Source organism: Mesorhizobium sp. USDA 3734, assembly GCF_056279665.1.
The window spans coordinates 3136641-3157361 of the sequence record NZ_JBWCCW010000001.1; the positions used below are offsets into that span (position 1 = coordinate 3136641).

Genomic DNA, 20721 nt, shown 5'->3' on the forward strand with positions numbered 1-20721 from the left:
AGTCTCCTGCGATCGCCGGATCGCGTTTGGCATGGACGGGAGGTGGCCGCGCCGCGTGTCGCGGCGCGGAGAAGCCGGATCAGTCTATTTCTGAAGGTCGGTCCAGATTTTCGTGTAGAGCGCCTGGACGTCAGGCGGACAGGCCTGCATGAACTGGCCCTTGGCGGCGAATTGCGCGGGAACATCGACTTCCGGCGCGCCTTTCATGTCCGCGGGCATGAAGGCTTCCGAGCCCTTGATGCCGTTGGCATAGCGGGCAAAGGCCGAGATCAGCGCGGCATTTTGCGGATCCATGACGAAGTTCTGGAAGAGCTTGGCATTCTCGACGTTTTTGGCGTCCTTCAGCACCGCGACATTGTCCATCCAGATCGGGTAGCCTTCCCTGGGATAGCCGTAGACGATCTTGTCGTTCTGCATCCGCTGGCGCAGCGAAATGCCGTTCCAGTTCACGCCGGCGGCGATGTCGCCCTTGCCCAGGCCGTCGACGGCGCCATAGTCGAAGGATAGCCATTTCGCCTTGGCCTCGACCAGCTTGTCGCGCACCTTCTTCAGCAGCACTTTGTCGGCCGTGCAGTACTGGCCGCCTTCATAGGCAATGGCGAGGAACATGATGTCACCCATTTCGGGGACGACATTGATCTTGCCGACGAGTTCGGGCGGCGGGTCGAGGAAGATCGCTGATGTGTTGATGTCGCCGGAATAGACCGACTTGTTGACCGACACGCCTGTCGTGCCCCACTGCCATGGAACCGTGTATTTGCGGCCCGGATCGAATGGCACATCGACCCATTTCGGGTCCATATTCTTGAAGTTCTCCATCTTGTTGGGATCGGTCTCCAGCAGCAGGCCTTCGCTGATCCAGATCGGGACGACGCTGGCCGAAGGCACGACGATGTCGAAACCCGCGCCGCCCTGGCGGATCTTGGCCAGTGCGGTGTCGTTGGAATCGAAGTCGGTGACGGTGACCTTGACCTTGTAGGTCTCCTCGAACTTCTTGATCAGGTCGGGGCTGGTGTAATTGCCCCAATTGTAGATGTTGAGTTCGCCCTCGGCACGGGCCACGCCCGTGACAGTCAGCAGCGACAACCCGATGGCCGTCGCGGTCAATTTCCAGTTCATGCTGCATGCTCCCATTGTTGGGACCGGCGGCAAAGCTGCCTCAGGTCCGTTTCCGGCTGACGAAAAAGAAGGCGGTGACGATGCCGATCGACAGCACCAGGAAGGCCGTCGAGATCGCATTGATCTCGGGGGTAACGCCGCGGCGGATCTGGCCGAGCATGTAGGTGGGCAGCGTGTCCTGGCCGCCGGATTTGACGAATTCGGTGATGACGACGTCATCCAGCGAGACGACGAAGGCGAGCATCAGCCCGGCCAGAATGCCCGGCCAAAGCAGCGGCAAGGTCACGTGCCAAAACGTCTTCCATTTGGCCGCGTAGAGGTCGGCGGCAGCGGTTTCGAGCGCCAGGTCCATGCTTTCGAGCCGCGCCCGGATCGGCAGATAGGCAAAGGGCACGCAGAAAGCGGTGTGCGCGGCGACGAGGTAGCCGAGGCCGGAATAGCCGGTCCAGATCTTGATGCGCGAGAACACGATCAGCAGCGCCACCGCGGTGACGATCTCCGGCACCATCAGCGGCTGGTTGATGAAGGCGTATTTGAAGGTCAGTCCGCGATAGGGTTTGGTCCGGGTCGTCGCCAGAGCCGCCATGGTCGCCGAGATCGTCGCCAGCAACGCAGCGACGGCCGCGATCTGGAACGAGCGGATCGACGATTCGATCACCAGCCCGTTGTTCCAGGCCACATGGAACCAGCGCAGCGAGAAGCCCTTCCAGATCGCCAGGGAATCGTTGTCGTTGAAGGCGTAGACCACCAGCGTGGCGATCGGCAGGTAGAGCAGGAAGAAACACAGTATCGCCAGGCTGACGAAGCCGTTCTGCCGCCGGACGTCGAAGCGCTTAGCCATGGAGGCCATCCGACCTGGTCGTGTTTCTGGTATAAAACAGCAGCGCCACCATCACGATCACCATCAAGGTAATCGACAGCGCGGCGCCAAGCGGCCAGTTGCGACCTGCCCCGAACTGCAGCTCGATCAGATTGCCGATCATCAGGTTGGTGCCGCCGCCCAGCACGCGCGGCGTCACATAGGCGCCAAGCGAAGGAATGAAGACGAGGATCGAGCCGGCGACGATGCCCGGCGTGACCAGCGGGATGATGATGCGCCTCAACACCTCGAACCGCGTCGCGTAGAGATCATAGCCCGCCTCGACAAGGCGGAAGTCGATCTTCTCCATGCTGGCGTAGAGCGGCAGCACCATCAGCGGCAGGAAGACGTAGACCATGCCGGCCAGGACGGCGAAATTGGTATACATGAGCTGGACGGGATGGTCGGTGATGCCAAGCGCTTGCAGCGCTGAATTGATGATGCCGTCATTGCGCAGCACTTCCTGCATGGCGAAGGTGCGGATCAGAAGGTTCGTCCAGAACGGTATGGTGATCAGGAACAGCCAAATGTCGCGCCGGTGATCCGGCCGCGTGGCGATGAAATATGCGGTGGGAAAGCCCAGGATGAGGGTCAGCACGGTGGTTGCCAGCGACAGTGACACCGAGCGCCAGAAGATCGACAGATAGGCAGTGGCCAAGGACAGCGTGTCGTCGAAGACATCGCGCTCGAACAGCACGCTCACCCAGGCGTCGGTCGAGAACTGCCATTTCACATCGCCGTAATTGCCTGGCGTCAGGAAGGAATAGACGACCACGATCAGCAGCGGCCCAAGCGCCGCGAGGAAGACGATCAGAAGCGCCGGGGCCGATAGCAGCCAGCGCAACCGGATATCGTCACGTTCAGCCTGTTCGGCGACCTCACTCGCGGTTGCCATGGCCTCTAATCCTTCAGCAACTGCGCGGCATTGTCGCCGATCTGAATGCCGACCCTGGCGCCGTTTTCGAAACCGCAGCCGGCGCTGCGCGAATTCTGCTGGCGCACCATGAAGACATCGCCTTCGTCCAGCCGGACATGGATATGCGTGTCGGTGCCGAAATAGACGATGTTCTCGATCGTGCCGCCCAGATCGCCGCGACCCTTGACGAGCTTCGCATGTTCGGGCCGGACCATCAGTGTTGCGTTGCCGCCGGCGCGGAAGTCCACGGCGGCGGTCACGCGGATCTTCGCCCCCGAGCGCAAGGCGACCTGCGCCTGGCCATTGCCCGCGCTTTCGACCACGCCGGTCAGGAAGTTCGTCTCGCCGATGAAATCCGCGACGAACCGCTCCGCCGGGTGGTCATAGACATCCCATGGCGTGCCGACCTGCAGGATGTTGCCCGACGACATCACCGCGATGCGGTCCGACATGGTCAGCGCTTCCTCCTAATCGTGGGTGACGAAGATGAAGGTGATGCCGGTCTCATGCTGCAGCCGTTTCAGCTCGATCTGCATCTCCTTGCGCAGCTTGTAGTCGAGCGCCGACAAAGGTTCGTCGAGCAGCAGCACCTTCGGCTGCGGCGCGAGCGCCCGGGCCAGCGCCACGCGCTGCTGCTGACCGCCGGAGATCTGGCTGGTGCGCCGGTTCTTCAAGTCCTGCATGTGGACGAGTTTCAGCATCGCGTCGACACGCGCCGCGATTTCGGCCTTCGGCCTGCCCAGCATCTTCAGGCCGAAGCCGATATTGTCGGCGACCGTCATGTGCGGGAATAGCGCATAGGACTGAAAGACGGTGTTGACCGGCCGCTTGAAGGGCGGCAGCGGCGCGATGTCCTGCCCATACAGCAGGATCTCGCCGTCGGTCGGGAAGTCGAAGCCGGCAATCAGCCTGAGCAGCGTCGTCTTTCCGCAGCCGGAGGGCCCGAGCAGCGTGAAGAATTCATTTTCGCGGATCGCGACGGAGACATTGTCGAGCGCTCTGACCGAATCCTGGCCGGTTCCCCGAAAGACCCTGGTGACGCCCTTCGCCTCAACGGCGGGCCGCATGGCTGTCAAGATATTCCCCTCTCCCTGGTGTCCATTCACCGGCAACGCCGGCTGGCCATCCTCAACATCACGAATAACTATGACTAAACATACAGTCAATATCTTTTTGCCAGACGCGGCTATACCCTCGGCATGACCGACGCGGTGGCAACCAGCGAGTGATGACTAAGACGGAGCCGGAGTGGCGATGGCGGTGCGTCAGGCCGTTGAGGCCAAAATGCCCGCGGCCGCGATCTGGTGGCGAAACCACTCGAACGTGCGCTCGATACCTTCCCGATAACCAGTTTTCGCTTCCCAACCGGGAAGGACATGCCCCGCCAAAGTCAGATCCGGGCATCGGTTGGTTGGATCCTGGGGAGCCGGAGGATGGTGCTCGATGCGGCAGCCAGGGACGAGCGAACTGACGAACTCGGCGATGTGCAGAACCGAAACCTCGTGATCGTTGCCGATGTTGAGAGGACCACGGTGCGAGATGCTGTCGCGCCAGAAGAAACGTTCCAATCCCTCGACGATGTCGTCGACATAACCCCAGCTGCGCGATTGAGAGCCATCGCCGTGAACAGTCAGGACCCCAGTTGTCAGGGCCTGGATGACAAAGTTCGAAATGGCGCGGCCGTCATCCATGCGGGTTCGCGGCCCATATGTGTTGAAAATCCTGACGACACGAACGTCGAGCCCGCTGACGCGCTGCTCTTCGAACAGCAATGCCTCGGTGCAGCGCTTGCTTTCATCATAGGAGGCCCTGGGGCCGGTGCAGTCCACCGATCCCCTGTAACTCTCTGGTTGCGGGGAAACCAGGGGATCGCCATAGACTTCCGAGGTCGAGGCGAAGCAGAAACGACCACCGGGTTTGAGCAGGGTCAAAAGATTGAGCGCGCCGCCGATGTTGGCCTTTATCGTGCGTGCCGGCTCTCGCATGTACCATACCGGCGAAGCGGGCGACGCGAGATGGATGATCTCGTCGAAGCGCTGACTGGATGAAAAGCTTTCGGCATCGGCAATCCGCAGGCCGAAACGCGGATCGGTGACATGCGCAATGTTGTCTCGCGTCCCGGTCCATAGATTATCGACGACGACCAGCTTTTCCAGATCGCTACGCCGCAACAGACGGTCGACCAGATGTGAGCCCAGAAAACCGCAGCCACCAGAGATCAACACGCTGCGCGACATGGGAAATTCCCCCTCCAGACACCCGGCCAGTCGACGAGCCGCAGGGCTTGCTTTCCGAAAACAGCGGATACGTGGCACCGCCGACGAACCCAAAGCCCGTCCGCCGATCAATGCTCTGGTCTACGCCGCGAAGTGCCGCAAGCGCAATGAGCAAGCCCTGGACCCGCAGCGGTCTGCCGGTCTCGACTAAAACTGCGGAGTGATGTCATGTATCGAGGCGGGAGGCCGATGCTCATTGGTGCGGATGATCAGCATCCGCTCGCGCTTTACAGCGCCCTTTGCGGGCATGGCGCTCCGGCGGCGTCACCACAGCGCGACGCCGTGGGCTGTGGCCGGAAGCTCGTCTCTTCGGACTGGCGTACCAGTTCGGCAAAGAGAAGCGCGAAGCTTCCCAGCATCAGGAAGACGATGATCAGGCGTGTTACCGGCAATATGTCGGCCTCTACTGGCTAGGCCCCACGCCACCCGTCCACTGTCGGCTAACATGACCGATCCGGCTTTACGAGAGTTTAAGCCCGGTCTTAACCATCACATTCGCGTAGCCTTTGACATGATGCGCGAACGGCAAGTCCGCATTCCACCGTTAGCGGTCGCCTTGCCATCCGATGGCCCTGCCATCCGGGATGGCGGCTCCCTTTGCAGACATGCCCCGCCCATGCTACCCCGGCGCTGGCGCGGCCCAGCAACTCGCCGCTGCCAACCGGTCGTCATCGGAGAGCCATGAGCAAAGCCGCCAGCCGCATCGCCTTCGTCTCTTCCGACACCGCTGACGCCAAGACGGCGCTGGAAAGCCTGTCGGCGCGCTATGGCCAGTCCTCCGTCGAGGATGCCGGGATCGTCGTTGCGCTTGGTGGTGACGGCTTCCTGCTGCAGACCCTGCGCGACACGATGGGGACCGGCAAGAAGGTCTACGGCATGAACCGTGGCACCATCGGCTTCCTGATGAACGAATACCGGTCCGGTGGCCTCACCGAGCGTATCGCGGCCGCCGTCGCCGAAACGATCCGCCCGCTCGAGATGCTGGCCGTCACCTCGGAAGGCGAAACGGTTTCGGCGCTGGCGATCAACGAGGTGGCGCTGTGGCGCCAATCCTACCAGACAGCCAAGATTCGCATCACCGTCGACGAGCAGGTCCGGCTCGAGGAACTGAGCTGCGACGGCGTGATGATCGCGACGCCTGCCGGATCCACCGCCTACAATCTTTCGGCGCACGGGCCGATCCTGCCGCTCGATGCGCCGCTGCTGGCGCTGACCCCGGTCAGCCCGTTTCGCCCGCGCCGCTGGCGCGGCGCGCTGCTCTCCAACAAGGCGACAGTGCGCTTCGACATTCTCGAGCCAGAAAAGCGCCCCGTGAACGCCGCCGCCGACCATACCGAGGTCAAGGCGGTGACCTCGGTGACGGTCAGGGAATCACCAACGGCGACAGCAACGTTGCTGTTCGATCCCAATCATTCCTGGAACGAGCGCATTCTCGCCGAGCAGTTCCGCTATTGAGCCGGCGCAGTGACCAACACCTCGATTAAGCATCCCGATTAAGGTTACAACTTCACAATCGCGCCAATGCCGCCCGTTTCTGTTGACAAATCGCGGGCTTGCGCCTAATCGCAATACCAATCTTGCAGGCGCGTGGCGCTTGCCGCGACAGACGCCGTTGCGCTTCCCCGAACCAGCCAAAGACAACAACACTTGTCCTCAGACACCACGACCGCTCAAGAAGCGTTGACCTTCGCAGACCTCGGCCTGTCGCCGAAGGTCCTTTCCGCAGTCACCGACGCCGGCTACACCCAGCCGACGCCGATCCAGGCTGGTGCCATTCCGCACGCCCTGCTCGGCAAGGATATTCTGGGCATCGCCCAGACCGGCACCGGCAAAACGGCTTCCTTTGTGCTGCCAATGCTCACCCGCCTCGAAAAGGGCCGGGCTCGTGCCCGCATGCCGCGCACGCTGATCCTGGAACCGACGCGCGAGCTCGCCGCACAGGTCGAAGAGAATTTCATCCGATACGGCAAGAACCACAAGCTCAACATCGCACTTCTGATCGGCGGCGTATCGTTCGACGAACAGGACAAGAAGCTGGAGCGCGGCGCCGACGTGCTGATCGCGACGCCGGGCCGCCTGCTCGACCACCGCGAGCGCGGCAAGCTGTTGCTCAACGGCGTCGAAATCCTCGTCATCGACGAAGCGGACCGCATGCTCGACATGGGCTTCATCCCCGACATCGAGCGCATCTGCGAGATGATCCCGTTCACCAGGCAGACGCTGTTCTTCTCGGCAACGATGCCGCCGGAGATCACCAAGCTCACCGAGAAATTCCTGCATGCGCCGGTGCGCGTCGAGGTCTCGAAGGCCGCGTCGGCGGCGACCAACATCATCCAGCGCCTGGTCAAGTCCGGCTCCAAGCCATGGGACAAGCGCGAGACACTGCGCAACCTGATCAAGGCTGAAGACGCCGAGCTGAAGAACGCCATCATCTTCTGCAACCGCAAGGTCGAGGTGTCGGAGCTGTTCCGCTCGCTGCTGAAGTATGATTTCGACGCCGGCGCATTGCATGGCGACATGGACCAGCGCGCGCGCATGCAGATGCTGGCCAATTTCCGCGACGGCAAGCTGCGCTACCTCGTCGCTTCCGACGTCGCCGCGCGCGGCCTCGACATCCCCGATGTTAGCCACGTCTTCAACTACGATGTGCCAATCCATGCCGAGGATTATGTCCACCGCATCGGCCGTACCGGCCGCGCCGGACGCTCTGGCAAGTCCTTCACCATCGCGACCAAGTCGGACACCAAATATATCGACGCCATCGAACGGCTGATCGGCAACAAGATCGAGTGGCATGACGGCGACCTGTCGACAGTGGTCGCCAGCGAAGGCGAAGACGACGCTCCGCGCCGTGGCAAGGGCGCGCCGCGCCGCGCCGGTCGCAAGGACGACGACCGCAAGGACCGGGGCGAACGCAAACCACGCGAACGCCACGCCAAGCCAAGCGAAGATGCGGCACCGGCAACGGTACGCGAGGAGCAGCCGGATGTAGCCGAGACCGCGGTCGCCGAAATCGGCGAACGGCGCTCGCGCAAGGAAGCGATCCGTTCGGAAAACACCGAGCGCAAATCATCCGATCGCAACGAACAGCGCGCGCCGGAGCGCGGCGACACCAGGCCGCAGCGCGACAGCAACCGCCCTGCCCGCCAACGCCACCAGGAAGACAACGATTCCACTGTCGGCTTCGGCGATGACATGCCGGCCTTCATGCGGATCGTCGCCAAGGTCTGATCCCCGACCACTTTCGAAGGCAAGCCGGTCATCCGGCTTGCCTTCTCCGCTCCTCCTCGCCGTTACATCGGCCCGGGCATCATCTTGGTCGGCTTTTCCAGCATCGGAAACTCGGCCTTGTTGCATTTCACGTTCGGGTTCGTCGGACTGAACATGCCGTTCGGATTGTCCCCGAGCCAGGCGTGAAGATCATAGTGGACGAACTCCTTCGGGATGAGCGGATAGTGCCCCTCCATCGGGCCCATGAAGGTTTGGCCAAACAGCTTCGGCGGCGCCTTGATGTCCGGCGTCAGCGGCACCAGCCACTCCACGCCCACCAGCCGCAACCCCTTCTTGGTCGGTTCGTAGATCAGCACATTGGGGTGCATCGGGTCGAGTTTCTGGCCGACACTCGGAACATTGACGAAATGGATACCCATGGCGCCTTTCGGGTAATCCATCGCGCCCGGTATCTTTTCTCCGCTGTAATAGACGCAACCGACTGTCGACAGATAAAGGTCGCGGACGGCGGCGGTGTAGTCCTCATATTTGGCGAGCGATTTTTTCAAGGCATCGATGTCGGCCTTGTTGGCGTCCTCGGCCCGAGCCGTAGCGACGTTCAACAATGCGCCTACCAGACTTGTTAAAGCGAGGACGCCGCAGCGCCCAAGGCTGGTTGTTCTTGTCATGCATTCCTCCCAGACTTCTGATCTGGCCGTGCAAGACCGAGGCGGAAAAATGCTGATTGCGCGGCCAGTTGTACCGCCTCATCCCCTCCGGAACAGCGATGATGCTATTCCTTTCCATGGCTGCGGGAAAGCTGTATTTTAGGACAGACTAATACGCAGACGCGCCACTCTGAGGTGCGCGATATCAGTTCAAACAAAAACGGCCCCAGTGAGGGGCCGTTTCGCATTCGCTTGCCGAACAGATCAGGTGAGCGGCGACAACTGGATCTCGACGCGGCGGTTCTGGGCGCGGCCTTCGGCTGTCGCATTGGATGCGACGGGACGCGTCTTGCCGAAACCGGTGACGGCGAAGCGGCGTTGATCGACGCCCTGCCCGGACAGATAGTTGGCGACGGCCAGAGCGCGGCGCTGCGACAGGTCGAAATTGTGCTGGTCACCGCCGGTCGAATCGGTGTGGCCGAAGACGTCCACCGTGGTCTGCTTGAATTTCTTCAGCACCAGCGCGACCGAGTTCAGCACCTGGTAGAAGCCCGGCTTCACCGCGTCCTGATCCGAGTTGAAGGTGATGTCCGACGGCATGTTGAGGATGATCTGGTCGCCGCTGCGGGTGACGCTGACACCGGTGCCCTCGAGCTGCCGGCGCAGTTCGGCTTCGTTCTGGTCCATGGTGGCGCCGATGGCGCCGCCTGCGAGCGCGCCGATACCGGCGCCGATCAGTGCGTTGCGGCGGTCATTGCCGCCGGCAAGCAGGCCAAGGCTGGCACCCGCCAGGGCGCCAAGGCCGGCGCCGGCCGCCGTGTTGGAAATCTTCTGGTCGCCGGTATACGGATCGGTGGTGGTGCAGGCACTCACGAGCACAGCCGTCGCCACGACGACGAGCACAGTCTTTTTCATAGGATCGTCCCTCTCCAAGTCACGCCTTGCGGTGGCGCCAAATCAGCCCTTCTGGCGACTTGTACCATGAAATGCGGCGAAAAGCGGAACGGCAAAACGCCGCCCACGGTCTTTTCCCGAGGGACCAATATCCGGCGATAGCGCCGCATCGCCGTGCCCGAATTGTCTGGATTGCGCTACCAGAGATTCTTGCCGTCGATGACCACCACTTCGACCTGGTCGAGATCGAAATCATCGAACAGCCGCGAATTGACGCTGATCCTGGGATTGTCGAAATCCGGCTTGCCGGTCGACCAGTCCGGCGTTTCGGTAAAGGTGCCGCAGCCGCAGTTGGCGCAAAACCCGTGCTTTACGGTTTTCGATCCCCAGCGATAGAAAGAAACGTTCTCCATCGGACTGGTGAGCTTGAATTGCGATGGGACGTAATAGGCCCAGAGCGAACCGCGTTTCGAGCAGAACGAACAGGTGCATTGCGTCACCGTCTGCGGTGCCTGCGAAACCTCGAATGTCGTCGCCTTGCAATGACAGCTTGCCTTGATGGTCATCAACGAACTCCTCCTGTCGCCCGCGGCCCTGTGCGGCAAAGGCAGCATAAAGAGGTACTCCTGACAACTGTCTGTCAGCAGGCGTCCGCCGAACCGCGGAAACCCAGCCTGCGGCCCCCGTCACACGCGACCGCTGACGTCCTCCCCCGTCCGTCGTCAATAAGAGCGCGGCGGCACGAACAGGCAGATCGTCTTGCCGGCGTCGAGACCGGCCTGATGCGCGCACCAGTGGAACTCGCCGTCCGGGCTGTCCTTGACGCGCTTGTCGCTCATCGGAACGACCTCACCCGTCCCGGCGATGACATAGCCCTCAGGTTTCTCCAGCACTTCGCCGGTATGGGTGGTGCGACAGTCATAGTTGGCGCAGCATGCGAAGGGGTAACTCCAGCCTTGTGGCTTTGCCGCCGTGGGCGTGGCGTCATGCGCGAAGGCAGGTGCCGTCAGCATTGCGGTCGCGACGATTGCAAACAGGGAAAACAAGAGTCGGCCAGCCGGTTGAACGGCATTGGCCGATCTGGATGTGGCAGCAGACATGGAAACGTTCCTTTCAAACGAGCGTCAAGCGTTTCGCTTGCCCGTTCCCGGAACGTGTCTTCCCAGCGGCCAGATCGTCAGCTTGCAGATATGCCGCGACCGGCCATAAATGCTTTTTCTCTCCCAGCCTTTCGATGCTGGGCTGATTCCTTGGTCGGCGCAAGAAATTGCTGCACTCACAACATCGCTGTGCAGACGTCAGATATCCGCGACCGCTGACGAGTTTGAGGCCAAGGTAACTCCGGCAAACGGCCGTCGAATAAACGGGATTGGCCCGCTGTGGTTCCAGCCTATGGCTGCTCAGAGCCGGCGGTCACGTGCTGTTGATATTGCGGCAGGTCGTCGGTGATGGTGAACCAGCCGGCCTTCGAGCCGACGAAAATGTGCGCGGTTGGACGGATGGCCGGATTGTCGACGAGGGTTCCCAGGGCGACATGGACATAGGCGCCGTCGCGCACGAGCGAATAAAGCAAGGAGCCGCACCGGCCGCAATGCGCGTCATGGCCGCTTTCGTCGCCGAAGATCAGGAGCTTGTCATGCCCGGCGATGAGGGCAAACTTGCCGCGTTCGATGCCCGCGAAAGGCTTGAAGGCCGAGCCGGTGGTGCGCCGGCAGTTCGAACAATGACAATTCGCGGCATAGACGAATTCGTCCGCGACCTCGTAGTGAACCGCGCCGCAAAAGCACTTTCCAGTGAGCTTGCTGAGCACTCTCTCCTCCGTCGCTGCGGTGCGCAGGGTATGTCTAGATTCAGGTCAAGGCCGGCCTCACCTGAATATGGACATACACTAGTCCAGGTCCGCCACGGCTTCGCCGGCACCGCCTTCGATGCGCTGTGACAACGAGGCTTCCATGAAATCGTCGAGGTCGCCATCGAGCACGCTCGACGGGCTGGTGCTCTCGACCCCGGTGCGGAGATCCTTCACCAACTGATAGGGCTGCAGCACATAGGAGCGGATCTGGTGGCCCCAGCCGATATCGCTTTTCGACGCTTCGGTAGCGTTTGCAACCGCCTCGCGCTTCTTCAGCTCTTCCTCATAGAGGCGCGAGCGCAGCATTTCCCAGGCCTTGGCCTTGTTCTTGTGCTGCGAACGCTCGGCCTGGCAGGCGACAGCGATGCCGGTGGCCAGATGCGTGATGCGCACCGCCGAATCGGTGGTGTTGACGTGCTGGCCGCCCGAGCCGGACGAGCGATAGGTGTCGATGCGGACATCGGATTCGGAAACGTCGATCTCGATCGTGTCGTCGATGACCGGATAGACCCAGATGCTGGCGAAAGAGGTGTGGCGGCGCGCATTGCTGTCATAGGGCGAAATGCGCACCAGGCGATGGACGCCCGATTCCGTCTTCAGCCAGCCATAGGCGTTGTGGCCCTTGATGAGCAGCGTGGCGGACTTGATGCCGGCTTCTTCGCCGTCATGCATTTCCAGCACCTCTACCTTGAAGCGCCGCCGCTCGGCCCAGCGCGTGTACATGCGCAGCAGCATCGAGGCCCAGTCCTGGCTTTCGGTGCCGCCGGCGCCGGCATGGACTTCGAGGTAGGTGTCATTTGAATCGGCTTCACCCGACAGCAGCGTCTCGACCTGGCGGGCCTTCGCTTCGCCCTGCATCGAACGGATCGCGGCTTCGGCCTCGGCGATGACGCCCTCGTCGCGTTCTTCCTCGCCGAGCTCGATCAGGCCGATATTGTCTTCCAGCGCCTGCGTCAGACCTTTCACCGAGGCGATGCCTTCTTCGAGACCCTGGCGTTCGCGCATCAGCTTCTGCGCTTCCAGCGGTTCGTTCCAGAGGCTGGCGTCCTCGGCGCGCACATTGAGGTATTCAAGCCGCTTTATGGCCTGATCCCAGTCAAAGATGCCTCCTCAGCAGGGTTATCGCCTGCCTGATCTCATCGACAATATTCTGCGTTTCCGCGCGCATGGCTGGCTGTTCTGTCCTGTTTGCTGAAATCGGTCGGCGCGATACATAGGGAGGCCGCCGCCGGCTGTAAAGCAAAATGGGCTGGCGCAAGGCCAGCCCATCCGCTCATGAAAATCGTCAGTAGAGGCCGCCGCCGCCGGACTGGATGGCTTGATTGGCCTGCGGCGACAGCGCGCCACCGGTGGCATTGGAGCCGTCGGCGCCCATGCCGATCACCCAATAGCTGTCGGCGGGACCGGTACCGGGCTTGAAGGCTTCGATGATGGTGCCCGGATCGCCCGATGCGGCACGCATGCCGGTCTTGCGGTTGATGGCGACCAGGTTCATGCCTTCCGGCACCTTGAAATCGACATTGGGCGTACCGTCCAGCGCCACGCGCATGAAGTCCTTGAAGATAGGTGCCGCCAGACCGCCGCCGGTGGCGCCATGGCCAAGGCCGCGCGGCGTGTCGTAGCCCATGTAGAGGCCGACGACGAGGTTGGGCGTGTAACCGATGAACCAGGCGTCCTTTTCGTCGTTCGTCGTTCCGGTCTTGCCGGCGATGTGGCGGCCGAGTTCGCCGATGGTGGCGCCGGTGCCGCGCTGCACGACACCTTCCATCATCGAGGTGATCTGATAGGCGGTCATCGGATCGAGCACCTGCTCGGAATTGTCGACCAGTTCCGGCTCCGGCTGGTTCTGCCATTCGGGCGCATTGCAGCCCTGGCAGCCACGTTCGTCCTGCTTGAACACCGTCTTGCCGTAGCGGTCCTGGATGCGGTCGATGAGCGACGGCTTGATCGACTTGCCGCCATTGGCCATGATCGAATAGGCCGACACCATGCGCATCACGGTCGTTTCGCCGGAGCCCAGCGCCATCGGCAGATAGGGCGCCAGGTGGTCGTAGACGCCAAAGCGCTCGGCATATTCGACGACCAGCTTCATGCCCATGTCATTGGCGAGCCGCACCGTCATCAGGTTGCGCGACTTCTCGATGCCGGAGCGCAGGGTCGCTGGACCAGCGACGGTGCCGTCGTAGTTCTTCGGCGTCCAGGTCGTGTTGCCGCTCTGGATGGTGATCGGCCCGTCCATGATCACCGAGGCCGGCGTATAGCCATTGTCGAGCGCCGCCGAATAGACGATCGGCTTGAACGAGGAGCCCGGCTGGCGCATGGCTTGCGTCGCGCGGTTGAATTCGGACTGCGCGTAGGAGAAGCCGCCGACCATGGCCAGCACGCGCCCGGTATGCGGATCCATGGCGATCAGGCCACCCTCCACCTCGGGAACCTGGCGCAGGCTGTAGGCATTGTCGGAGCCATCGTTCTTCTGCACAAAGATGACGTCGCCCGGCTTCAACACTTCCGCCGGCGACTTGGCCTTGACGGTCTTGCCGTCGACCACATGGCGCATGGCAAAACCCATGTCCTCCTTGCTGACGGTGCCTTCGACGCGTTCCTTGACGATGTCGCCGGATGCCTGGCGCGCGGGCTGCAGGCCGATCGACAGGCCGGTCGCCGAACTGTCGAGCACGACGGCGAGCGACCATTCGGGAACATCCTCCAGCCCCTTGACGTTGCCCAGCGGCACGCCCCAGTCGCCGGACACGTCGATCGATTTCACCGGCCCGCGATAGCCGCGCAGCGTGTCGTATTTCATCAACCCGTTCTGCATCGCCTTGCGGGCAATGAGCTGGATCTTCGGATCGAGTGTGGTGCGGACGGAAAGGCCGCCTTCGTAAAGCGCATTCTCGCCGTAACGGGCGATGATCTGGCGGCGCACTTCTTCGGTGAAGTACTCGCCGGCGAACAGATAGGTGCCGCTGCGGCGCGGCGTCACGCCCAGCGGCTCGGCCTTGGCCTTGTCGCCTTCCTCACGCGTGACGTAGCCATTCTCGACCATCTGGTCGATGACCCAGTTGCGGCGCTCGATCGCCCGATCGGCATGCTTGAAGGGGTGGTAGTTGTTTGGTCCCTTCGGCAGGGAGGCCAGATACGCTGCCTCGGCCACGGACAATTCGTTGACCGACTTGTCGAAATAGGTCAGCGCCGCACCGGCGACGCCATAGGCGCCGAAGCCGAAGAAGATCTCGTTGAGATAGAGCTCGAGAATACGATCCTTGGGATAGGCCTGCTCGATGCGGAAGGCGAGGATCATCTCCTTGATCTTGCGCTCGTAGGTCTGATCCGAGGACAACAGGAAGTTCTTCGCCACCTGCTGGGTGATCGTCGAGGCGCCGACCTGACGCCGGCCCGAGCCGAGATTCTGCAGGTTGACGATGATGGCGCGGCCAAGGCCGGTCACATCGATGCCGGGATGGTTGTAGAAGTTCTTGTCTTCCGCCGACAGGAAGGCAGCCTTGACGCGGTCCGGTATGGCCTGGATCGGCAAATACAGGCGCCGTTCGCGCGCATATTCGGCCATCAGCGCGCCGTCGGACGCATGGATGCGGGTGGTCACCGGCGGCTCGTATTTGGCCAGCACCTCGTAGTCGGGCAGATCCTTCGACAAATGGCCGATATAGATGGCAACGCCCGCCGCGACCAGAAGGGCCAGCGTCGTGCCGATGCCGAAAAAATAGCCAATGAGACGAATCATACCCGCTCCAGTCCTTGGTTCGGGAATTTCCTAAACGAAGCCGCCTTTCGCGCAAGCTTTCGAGCCGGTCCCAATCCGTAATCGAAAACCCTTGTCGCCACCATGTGGACAAAATACGGCAATGCCGGAATTCGCGGCCGCGAGCCGGAAATAAAAGCACCGGGTGTTGTCGTCGCGCAACGCCGCCTCTGGTTGCAGGCGCCGCATGTCAGCCTCCGGTTCCCGGTCCGGCCTTGGCTGAAGCGAAAAGCGCGACCGCATTGGTAATGCTCTGGGCGGCCTTGCCCCGCCAGTCGGCGTTGAGCAACTGCGCCTCGTCCTTGGCATTGGAGAGGTAACCGAGTTCAACCAGCACGGATGGCACATCGGGTGCCTTGAGCACCTTGAAGCCCGCCGAACGCTGCGGATTGTTGATAAGGCCGACGCTGGTCGACAACTGGCCGACCAGTGTGTGGGCGAAACTCATCGAGAAATTGTGCGTTTCGCGGCGGATCAGGTCGATCAGGATGTCGGTGACTTCCTTGTTGTCGTTCTTGATCTCCATGCCGGCGAACTGGTCGGAGAGGTTTTCCCGGTCGGCAAGCGCCTGCGCCTCGGGATCCGAAGCCTTGTCGGAGACGGTGTAGACAGTGGCGCCGCGAATGCCCTTGACGCTGATCGTGTCGGCATGGATGGAAATCAGCAGGTCGGCCTCATGCTGCCGGGCAATGCGCACGCGGTCGTCCAAACGCAGGAATTCGTCCGTGTCGCGCGTCATGAACACATCGTAATTGCCGACGGCTGCGAGTTTGTCGCGCAGCTCCGTGGCGAAGGCCAGCGTGACGTTCTTCTCGATGGTGCCGTTCAGGCCCTCGGCGCCGCCGTCGATGCCACCATGGCCGGGGTCGATGACGACAGTGAAGCGGTGGCCCGGATTGGAGACCGGTCCGGTGCCGACCCGCCCTCCCTTATCGGTCGAAACCGTCGATCCGGTGGTCAGCGCCTGATTGGCGAGCGCGGCGTCGAATTCCCGCGCCGAGGCCGCCGACATGTCGATGGCGATTCGGTAGCCGGTTCCGTCCTCGTTCTTGAGCACATCGAGCCTGTCGACGGCGAACGGTCCCTTGCCAGTGAGGACCAGCCGCGAAACGCCCTCGCCGAGCTGGCCCAGGCGCACGCCCTTGACCAGGCCGCGCGCCTTCAAATCCTTGGCGTCAATGGCGAATCTCGTATTGGCCAGATCGATGACAAGGCGGTTGGGACCGCGCAGCAGGAACCATTTGATATCGGGTTCGCGATCGAAATCCATGACGATGCGCATCTTGGTGGCATCGCCGGCCATTTTGTAGCCTTTTGCCACCAGCGGAGCGTCGGCGGCATTGGCAATCGAGGAAAAGGCGGAACAGATCGCCAGCAGCAGCAAGAGGCAGAAGGCGCAGAGAATCCGGCCGCCAACACGACATCCCTTGTCTGTGAAGCCTGCCAGTCCCATCTCTCTTCCAGTCGCTCCCGGTTTGGCGCCAGGCGCCCGGTCGTTTCGTCGAAATGCCGGTTAGGCGCGAACTCGATTAACGATTGGTATCCAGAGAAGGTTAACCAAGCCTTTTCATGCAAGTCGCAACCCAGGCTTACGCTACGGAACTGCTTTTTGCCGGCATCGGAAATCGGGGTTGCCTTCCACCCCGCCAAATCATAAAAGCGATGGTGGATCACTGCAATCCTGGAACCGCCCTCCTCCGCAGCTTCCTGCTACAGGGTCAGATGAAAAAGGCGGCTCCTTTCGCTTCACGCGAAAAGGGTTCAGGTGATCGCGACGAATTTCGCAGGTGTGCGCCCGTGGCGGGGGAATCGCCTGCGTGAGGAAAACGGCCGGGTTTGTTCCCGCGCCGGCTCTGTATGAGCAAACAAGCTGGTCCGGTTCGTCCGGGCTTTGGTTCAAAAAGGTTCTGCTGGTGACGATGGCTTCAAGCGCAATCATGGAAAGGTCCGCATCAAACCGCGCCATTGTGGCTGCGGGCGGCACCGCCATGGCGCTCAAGCGGCGGCCGGCGGACGTTAAGATATCCGGCACCCACACTTCAGACACGCAGCAGCAGGCTTTGCCTCGCAAGCTGCGGCTGACGGCTGCCGGGGGGAAACGAAATAATGCCCAACAAAATGCTGATAGACGCCTCCCACCCGGAGGAAACACGCGTTGTCGTCGTTCGCGGTAACCGTATTGAAGAATTCGACTTTGAATCCCAGGACAAGAAGCAGCTCAAAGGAAACATCTACCTAGCCCGCGTAACGCGCGTAGAGCCCTCCCTCCAGGCAGCCTTTGTCGAATATGGCGGCAACCGTCACGGTTTTCTCGCCTTCAGTGAAATACACCCCGACTACTACCAGATCCCGGTCGCCGATCGTCAGGCACTGCTGCGCGCGGAAGCGCAAGAGGCAGAAGACGAGGAGAACGAGGACGGCGACGGCGATGATCGCCAGAGCCGCGATCGTGGACGGCGCGGCCGCAGGCGCGGCGGCAAGACCCGCGACCGCGGTGAGCACAAGCGCGATGCGACCGATTCCGACGAGGCTAGCGAAGGCTCCGGCGAGTCAAGCGAAGGCAGCGACAATGGCGACATCGTTGTCGAGGAAATCTCCCACACCTCCGAGATCATCGAACACGCAGCCGATACATCAGAACATTCAGATAGCTCGGGGCATGCCGATGCGTCCGAGCATGGCGAGGATTCCGCCGATCAGGATGAAGCCGAGCCCCGCGAAGGCGGCCCGACATCGATCGCCGCCGCCGTCGAAGGCGATGTAATCTCCGAAGCCGCTCCCCAAGCGGAACAGGGCAGCGAAGCGACGTCAGGCGACAATGATCGCGGCATGCTCGAGGAAGTGCAGTCCTCGCATCCGGACGATCACGAGGTCGAATCGGTCGGTGCCGAGGATGCGCTGGAAGAAGTGCGCAACCGCCGCAAGCCGGTGCGCCGCCAGTACAAGATCCAGGAAGTGATCAAGCGCCGGCAGATCCTGCTGGTGCAGGTCGTCAAGGAAGAGCGCGGCAACAAGGGTGCGGCCCTCACCACCTACCTGTCGCTTGCCGGTCGCTATTCGGTGCTGATGCCGAACACGGCGCGCGGCGGCGGCATTTCGCGCAAGATCACCAGCGCGGTCGACCGCAAGCGCCTGAAGGAGGTCGTTGCCGATCTCGAAGTGCCGCAAGGCATGGGCGTCATCCTGCGCACCGCCGGCGAGAGCCGCACCAAGGCCGAGATCAAGCGCGACTACGAATATCTGATGCGGCTTTGGGAAAATGTCCGCAATCTCACCTTGCAATCCACGGCCCCTGCCCTGGTCTATGAGGAAGGCAGCCTGATCAAGCGCTCGGTGCGCGACCTCTACAACAAGGATATCGACGAGATTCTTGTCTCCGGCGAGGAAGGCTATCGCGAGGCCAAGGACTTCATGCGCATGCTGATGCCGAGCCACGCCAAGGTGGTTCAGCCGTTCCGCGACACGACGCCGATCTTCGTGCGCAACGGCATCGAGGCGCAGCTCGACCGCATGCTGCAGCCGCAGGTGACGCTGAAGAGCGGCGGCTACATCATCATCAACCAGACCGAGGCGCTGGTTGCCATCGACGTCAATTCGGGCCGCTCCACCAAGGAGCACTCGATCGAGGACACCGCGCTCCACACCAATCTGGAAGCGGCCGAGGAAGTCGCGCGTCAGCTCAGGCTGCGCGATCTCGCCGGCCTGATCGTGATCGACTTCATCGACATGGAGGAGAACCGCAACAACCGCTCCGTCGAGAAGCGGCTGAAGGATCACCTCAAGAACGATCGCGCGCGCATCCAGGTCGGCCGTATCTCGCATTTCGGCCTGATGGAGATGTCACGCCAGCGCATCCGCGCCAGCGTGCTGGAATCGACGATGAAGCCCTGCCCGCATTGTGGCGGCACCGGCCATGTGCGCTCCGATTCGTCGGTCGCGCTGATGGTGGTGCGGGCGATCGAGGAATTCCTGCTCAAGGATTCGCGCAGCCACATCACGGTGCGGACGCCGGCGGCGACCGCACTCTACGTGCTCAACCACAAGCGCGGCACGCTGGTGGAACTCGAAAGCCGCTTTGGGCTGACGATCACCGTCGAGGCCGACGATTCGGTCGGTTCGCAGCACTATGCGATCTTCCGCGGCGCGCTGGCTGAAAAGCCGGAAGGCTTTGTCGAGGCGCGCAGCTTCCCGGCCTATGTCGAGCCGGAAGAGCCCGAGGACGAGATTGTCATCGTCGAGGAAGACGATGAGGCGCCGGTGCAGGCCGAACAGCCACGCCAGCAGCCGCAGCAACAACAGCCCCGGCCTGCTGCCGGGGGTGAAGAAGGCGAAGGCCGTGATCGCAAGCGCCGCAAGCGTCGGCGTCGTCGCGGTGGCAAGGATCGCGACCGCGAACATGGCGCGCCCACGGACGGGACTTCCGTCTCCACACCGGCCGACGAGTTCTCCGACTCGGCCGCCAGCGATAGCGACGCGGAAGCGGACGACAACGCCCTTGTAGGTGTTGCCGAAACTTCGGAAACGGTTGAGGCGTCCGACGAAAGCCAGGGCACTTCGGATGAAGGCCCGGGCAAGAAGCGCCGGCGCGGCAAGCGCGGCGGCAAACGCAATCGCCGCGAAGACGGTGAAGGCGAGGCCGAGGCAAGTGCTGGCGAAACAGCCGACGTGTCTGAAGTCGAAGTCTCGGCAACCGAGGTGATCGCCAGCGAACCGGTAATCGCCGCACCAACCGAAGAGCCGGTGGCGCTTGCTCCGGCCAATGACGACGCGCCGGCAACAGAGAAGCCGAAGAAGCCGCGTCGTGCCGCCAAGCCGAAGAAGGCAGCGGCCGAGGTCGTCGCCGAGGAGCCGGCTGCCGAAACGGTCGCGGAAGCACCGGTCGAGACACCGGTCACCGCATCCGACGAGGCAGCCATCGCTTCTGTCAAGGAGGCGCCGAAGGCCCGCCCGTCACGGCGCAAGCCGGCGGCCGTCGATGCACCGGTCGTGCCGGTGGTGTCTTCGACCGTTGCGGAAGAGCCCGCGGCCAAGACCGAGGACAAGCCGAAGCGCGCCGGCTGGTGGCAGCGGAAAGGCTTTTTCTAAGCCTTTCAGTCACTTGAACTGATTTTTTGACAAAAAGAATCCCGCGCCATCGAAAGAAGGCGCGGGATTTTTCATATCTGGC

16 protein-coding genes and 1 pseudogene are annotated in these 20721 nt (G+C 62.2%); 3 read left to right on the forward strand and 14 right to left on the reverse strand.

Going from position 1 to position 20721, the window contains the following annotated elements; all coding sequences use genetic code 11:
• Positions 1–84: 84 nt before the first annotated feature.
• The 5 genes and pseudogenes from ACZ89F_RS15135 to ACZ89F_RS15155 all read right to left on the reverse strand — a co-directional run bounded on the left by ACZ89F_RS15135 (position 85) and on the right by ACZ89F_RS15155 (position 5131).
• The gene (locus ACZ89F_RS15135) at positions 85–1119 is read right to left on the reverse strand and encodes an extracellular solute-binding protein (RefSeq protein ID WP_476092672.1); all 1035 of its coding nucleotides are present in this window, start codon (positions 1117–1119) and stop codon (positions 85–87) included.
• 40 nt (positions 1120–1159) lie between these two features.
• Positions 1160–1960 carry an ABC transporter permease gene (locus ACZ89F_RS15140; protein ID WP_476092673.1) on the reverse strand — a complete coding sequence of 267 codons (801 nt, stop codon included), beginning with the start codon at positions 1958–1960 and terminating at the stop codon, positions 1160–1162.
• Positions 1953–2873 carry an ABC transporter permease gene (locus ACZ89F_RS15145; RefSeq protein WP_476092674.1) on the reverse strand — a complete coding sequence of 307 codons (921 nt, stop codon included), beginning with the start codon at positions 2871–2873 and terminating at the stop codon, positions 1953–1955. The genes ACZ89F_RS15140 and ACZ89F_RS15145 overlap by 8 nt, the downstream gene beginning before the upstream one ends.
• Positions 2874–2878: 5 nt before the next feature.
• A pseudogene (locus ACZ89F_RS15150) lies at positions 2879–3961 on the reverse strand (ABC transporter ATP-binding protein).
• Positions 3962–4159: 198 nt separating this feature from the next.
• Positions 4160–5131, reverse strand: a complete 972-nt coding sequence (locus tag ACZ89F_RS15155; protein ID WP_476092675.1) for an NAD-dependent epimerase/dehydratase family protein — start codon at positions 5129–5131, stop codon at positions 4160–4162.
• Between the two features lie 720 nt (positions 5132–5851).
• Here ACZ89F_RS15155 and ACZ89F_RS15160 point away from each other — a divergent pair.
• The gene (locus ACZ89F_RS15160) at positions 5852–6625 is read left to right on the forward strand and encodes an NAD kinase (RefSeq protein ID WP_476092677.1); all 774 of its coding nucleotides are present in this window, start codon (positions 5852–5854) and stop codon (positions 6623–6625) included.
• Positions 6626–6817: 192 nt separating this feature from the next.
• The gene (locus ACZ89F_RS15165) at positions 6818–8401 is read left to right on the forward strand and encodes a DEAD/DEAH box helicase (protein ID WP_476092679.1); all 1584 of its coding nucleotides are present in this window, start codon (positions 6818–6820) and stop codon (positions 8399–8401) included.
• 62 nt (positions 8402–8463) lie between these two features.
• Here ACZ89F_RS15165 and ACZ89F_RS15170 read toward each other — a convergent pair whose 3' ends face one another.
• The 9 genes from ACZ89F_RS15170 to ACZ89F_RS15210 form a co-directional block, all read right to left on the reverse strand.
• Complete coding sequence (locus ACZ89F_RS15170; RefSeq protein WP_476092680.1) at positions 8464–9069, reverse strand: hypothetical protein; 606 nt, start codon at positions 9067–9069, stop codon at positions 8464–8466.
• A 243-nt stretch (positions 9070–9312) separates the two neighbouring features.
• The gene (locus ACZ89F_RS15175) at positions 9313–9963 is read right to left on the reverse strand and encodes a YiaD family glycine zipper/OmpA-like lipoprotein (protein ID WP_013531371.1); all 651 of its coding nucleotides are present in this window, start codon (positions 9961–9963) and stop codon (positions 9313–9315) included.
• Between the two features lie 176 nt (positions 9964–10139).
• Complete coding sequence (locus ACZ89F_RS15180) at positions 10140–10508, reverse strand: GFA family protein (protein WP_476092681.1); 369 nt, start codon at positions 10506–10508, stop codon at positions 10140–10142.
• 156 nt (positions 10509–10664) lie between these two features.
• Positions 10665–11042 (reverse strand): hypothetical protein, encoded by a 378-nt coding sequence (locus ACZ89F_RS15185; RefSeq protein WP_476092682.1) that lies wholly within the window; start codon positions 11040–11042, stop codon positions 10665–10667.
• 290 nt (positions 11043–11332) lie between these two features.
• Positions 11333–11752, reverse strand: coding sequence for a GFA family protein (locus ACZ89F_RS15190; protein WP_476092683.1), 420 nt, complete (start codon positions 11750–11752; stop codon positions 11333–11335).
• 78 nt (positions 11753–11830) lie between these two features.
• Positions 11831–12962, reverse strand: a protein-coding gene (gene prfB, locus ACZ89F_RS15195) for a peptide chain release factor 2 (protein WP_136621259.1) whose coding sequence is annotated in 2 segments (ribosomal slippage) — positions 11831–12895 and positions 12897–12962 — 1131 coding nt in all. Because the reading frame shifts where the segments join, the coding sequence is not laid out codon by codon here.
• A 117-nt stretch (positions 12963–13079) separates the two neighbouring features.
• Positions 13080–15536, reverse strand: coding sequence for a penicillin-binding protein 1A (locus ACZ89F_RS15200; protein ID WP_476092684.1), 2457 nt, complete (start codon positions 15534–15536; stop codon positions 13080–13082).
• Positions 15537–15566: 30 nt separating this feature from the next.
• Positions 15567–15743: a hypothetical protein gene (locus tag ACZ89F_RS15205; RefSeq protein WP_476092685.1), complete on the reverse strand. Its 177-nt coding sequence runs from the start codon at positions 15741–15743 to the stop codon at positions 15567–15569.
• Between the two features lies 1 nt (position 15744).
• Complete coding sequence (locus ACZ89F_RS15210) at positions 15745–17007, reverse strand: N-acetylmuramoyl-L-alanine amidase (RefSeq protein ID WP_476092686.1); 1263 nt, start codon at positions 17005–17007, stop codon at positions 15745–15747.
• A gap of 653 nt (positions 17008–17660) precedes the next feature.
• Here ACZ89F_RS15210 and ACZ89F_RS15215 point away from each other — a divergent pair.
• Positions 17661–20639, forward strand: coding sequence for an Rne/Rng family ribonuclease (locus tag ACZ89F_RS15215; protein WP_476092688.1), 2979 nt, complete (start codon positions 17661–17663; stop codon positions 20637–20639).
• The last annotated feature ends 82 nt before the right edge of the window (positions 20640–20721 follow it).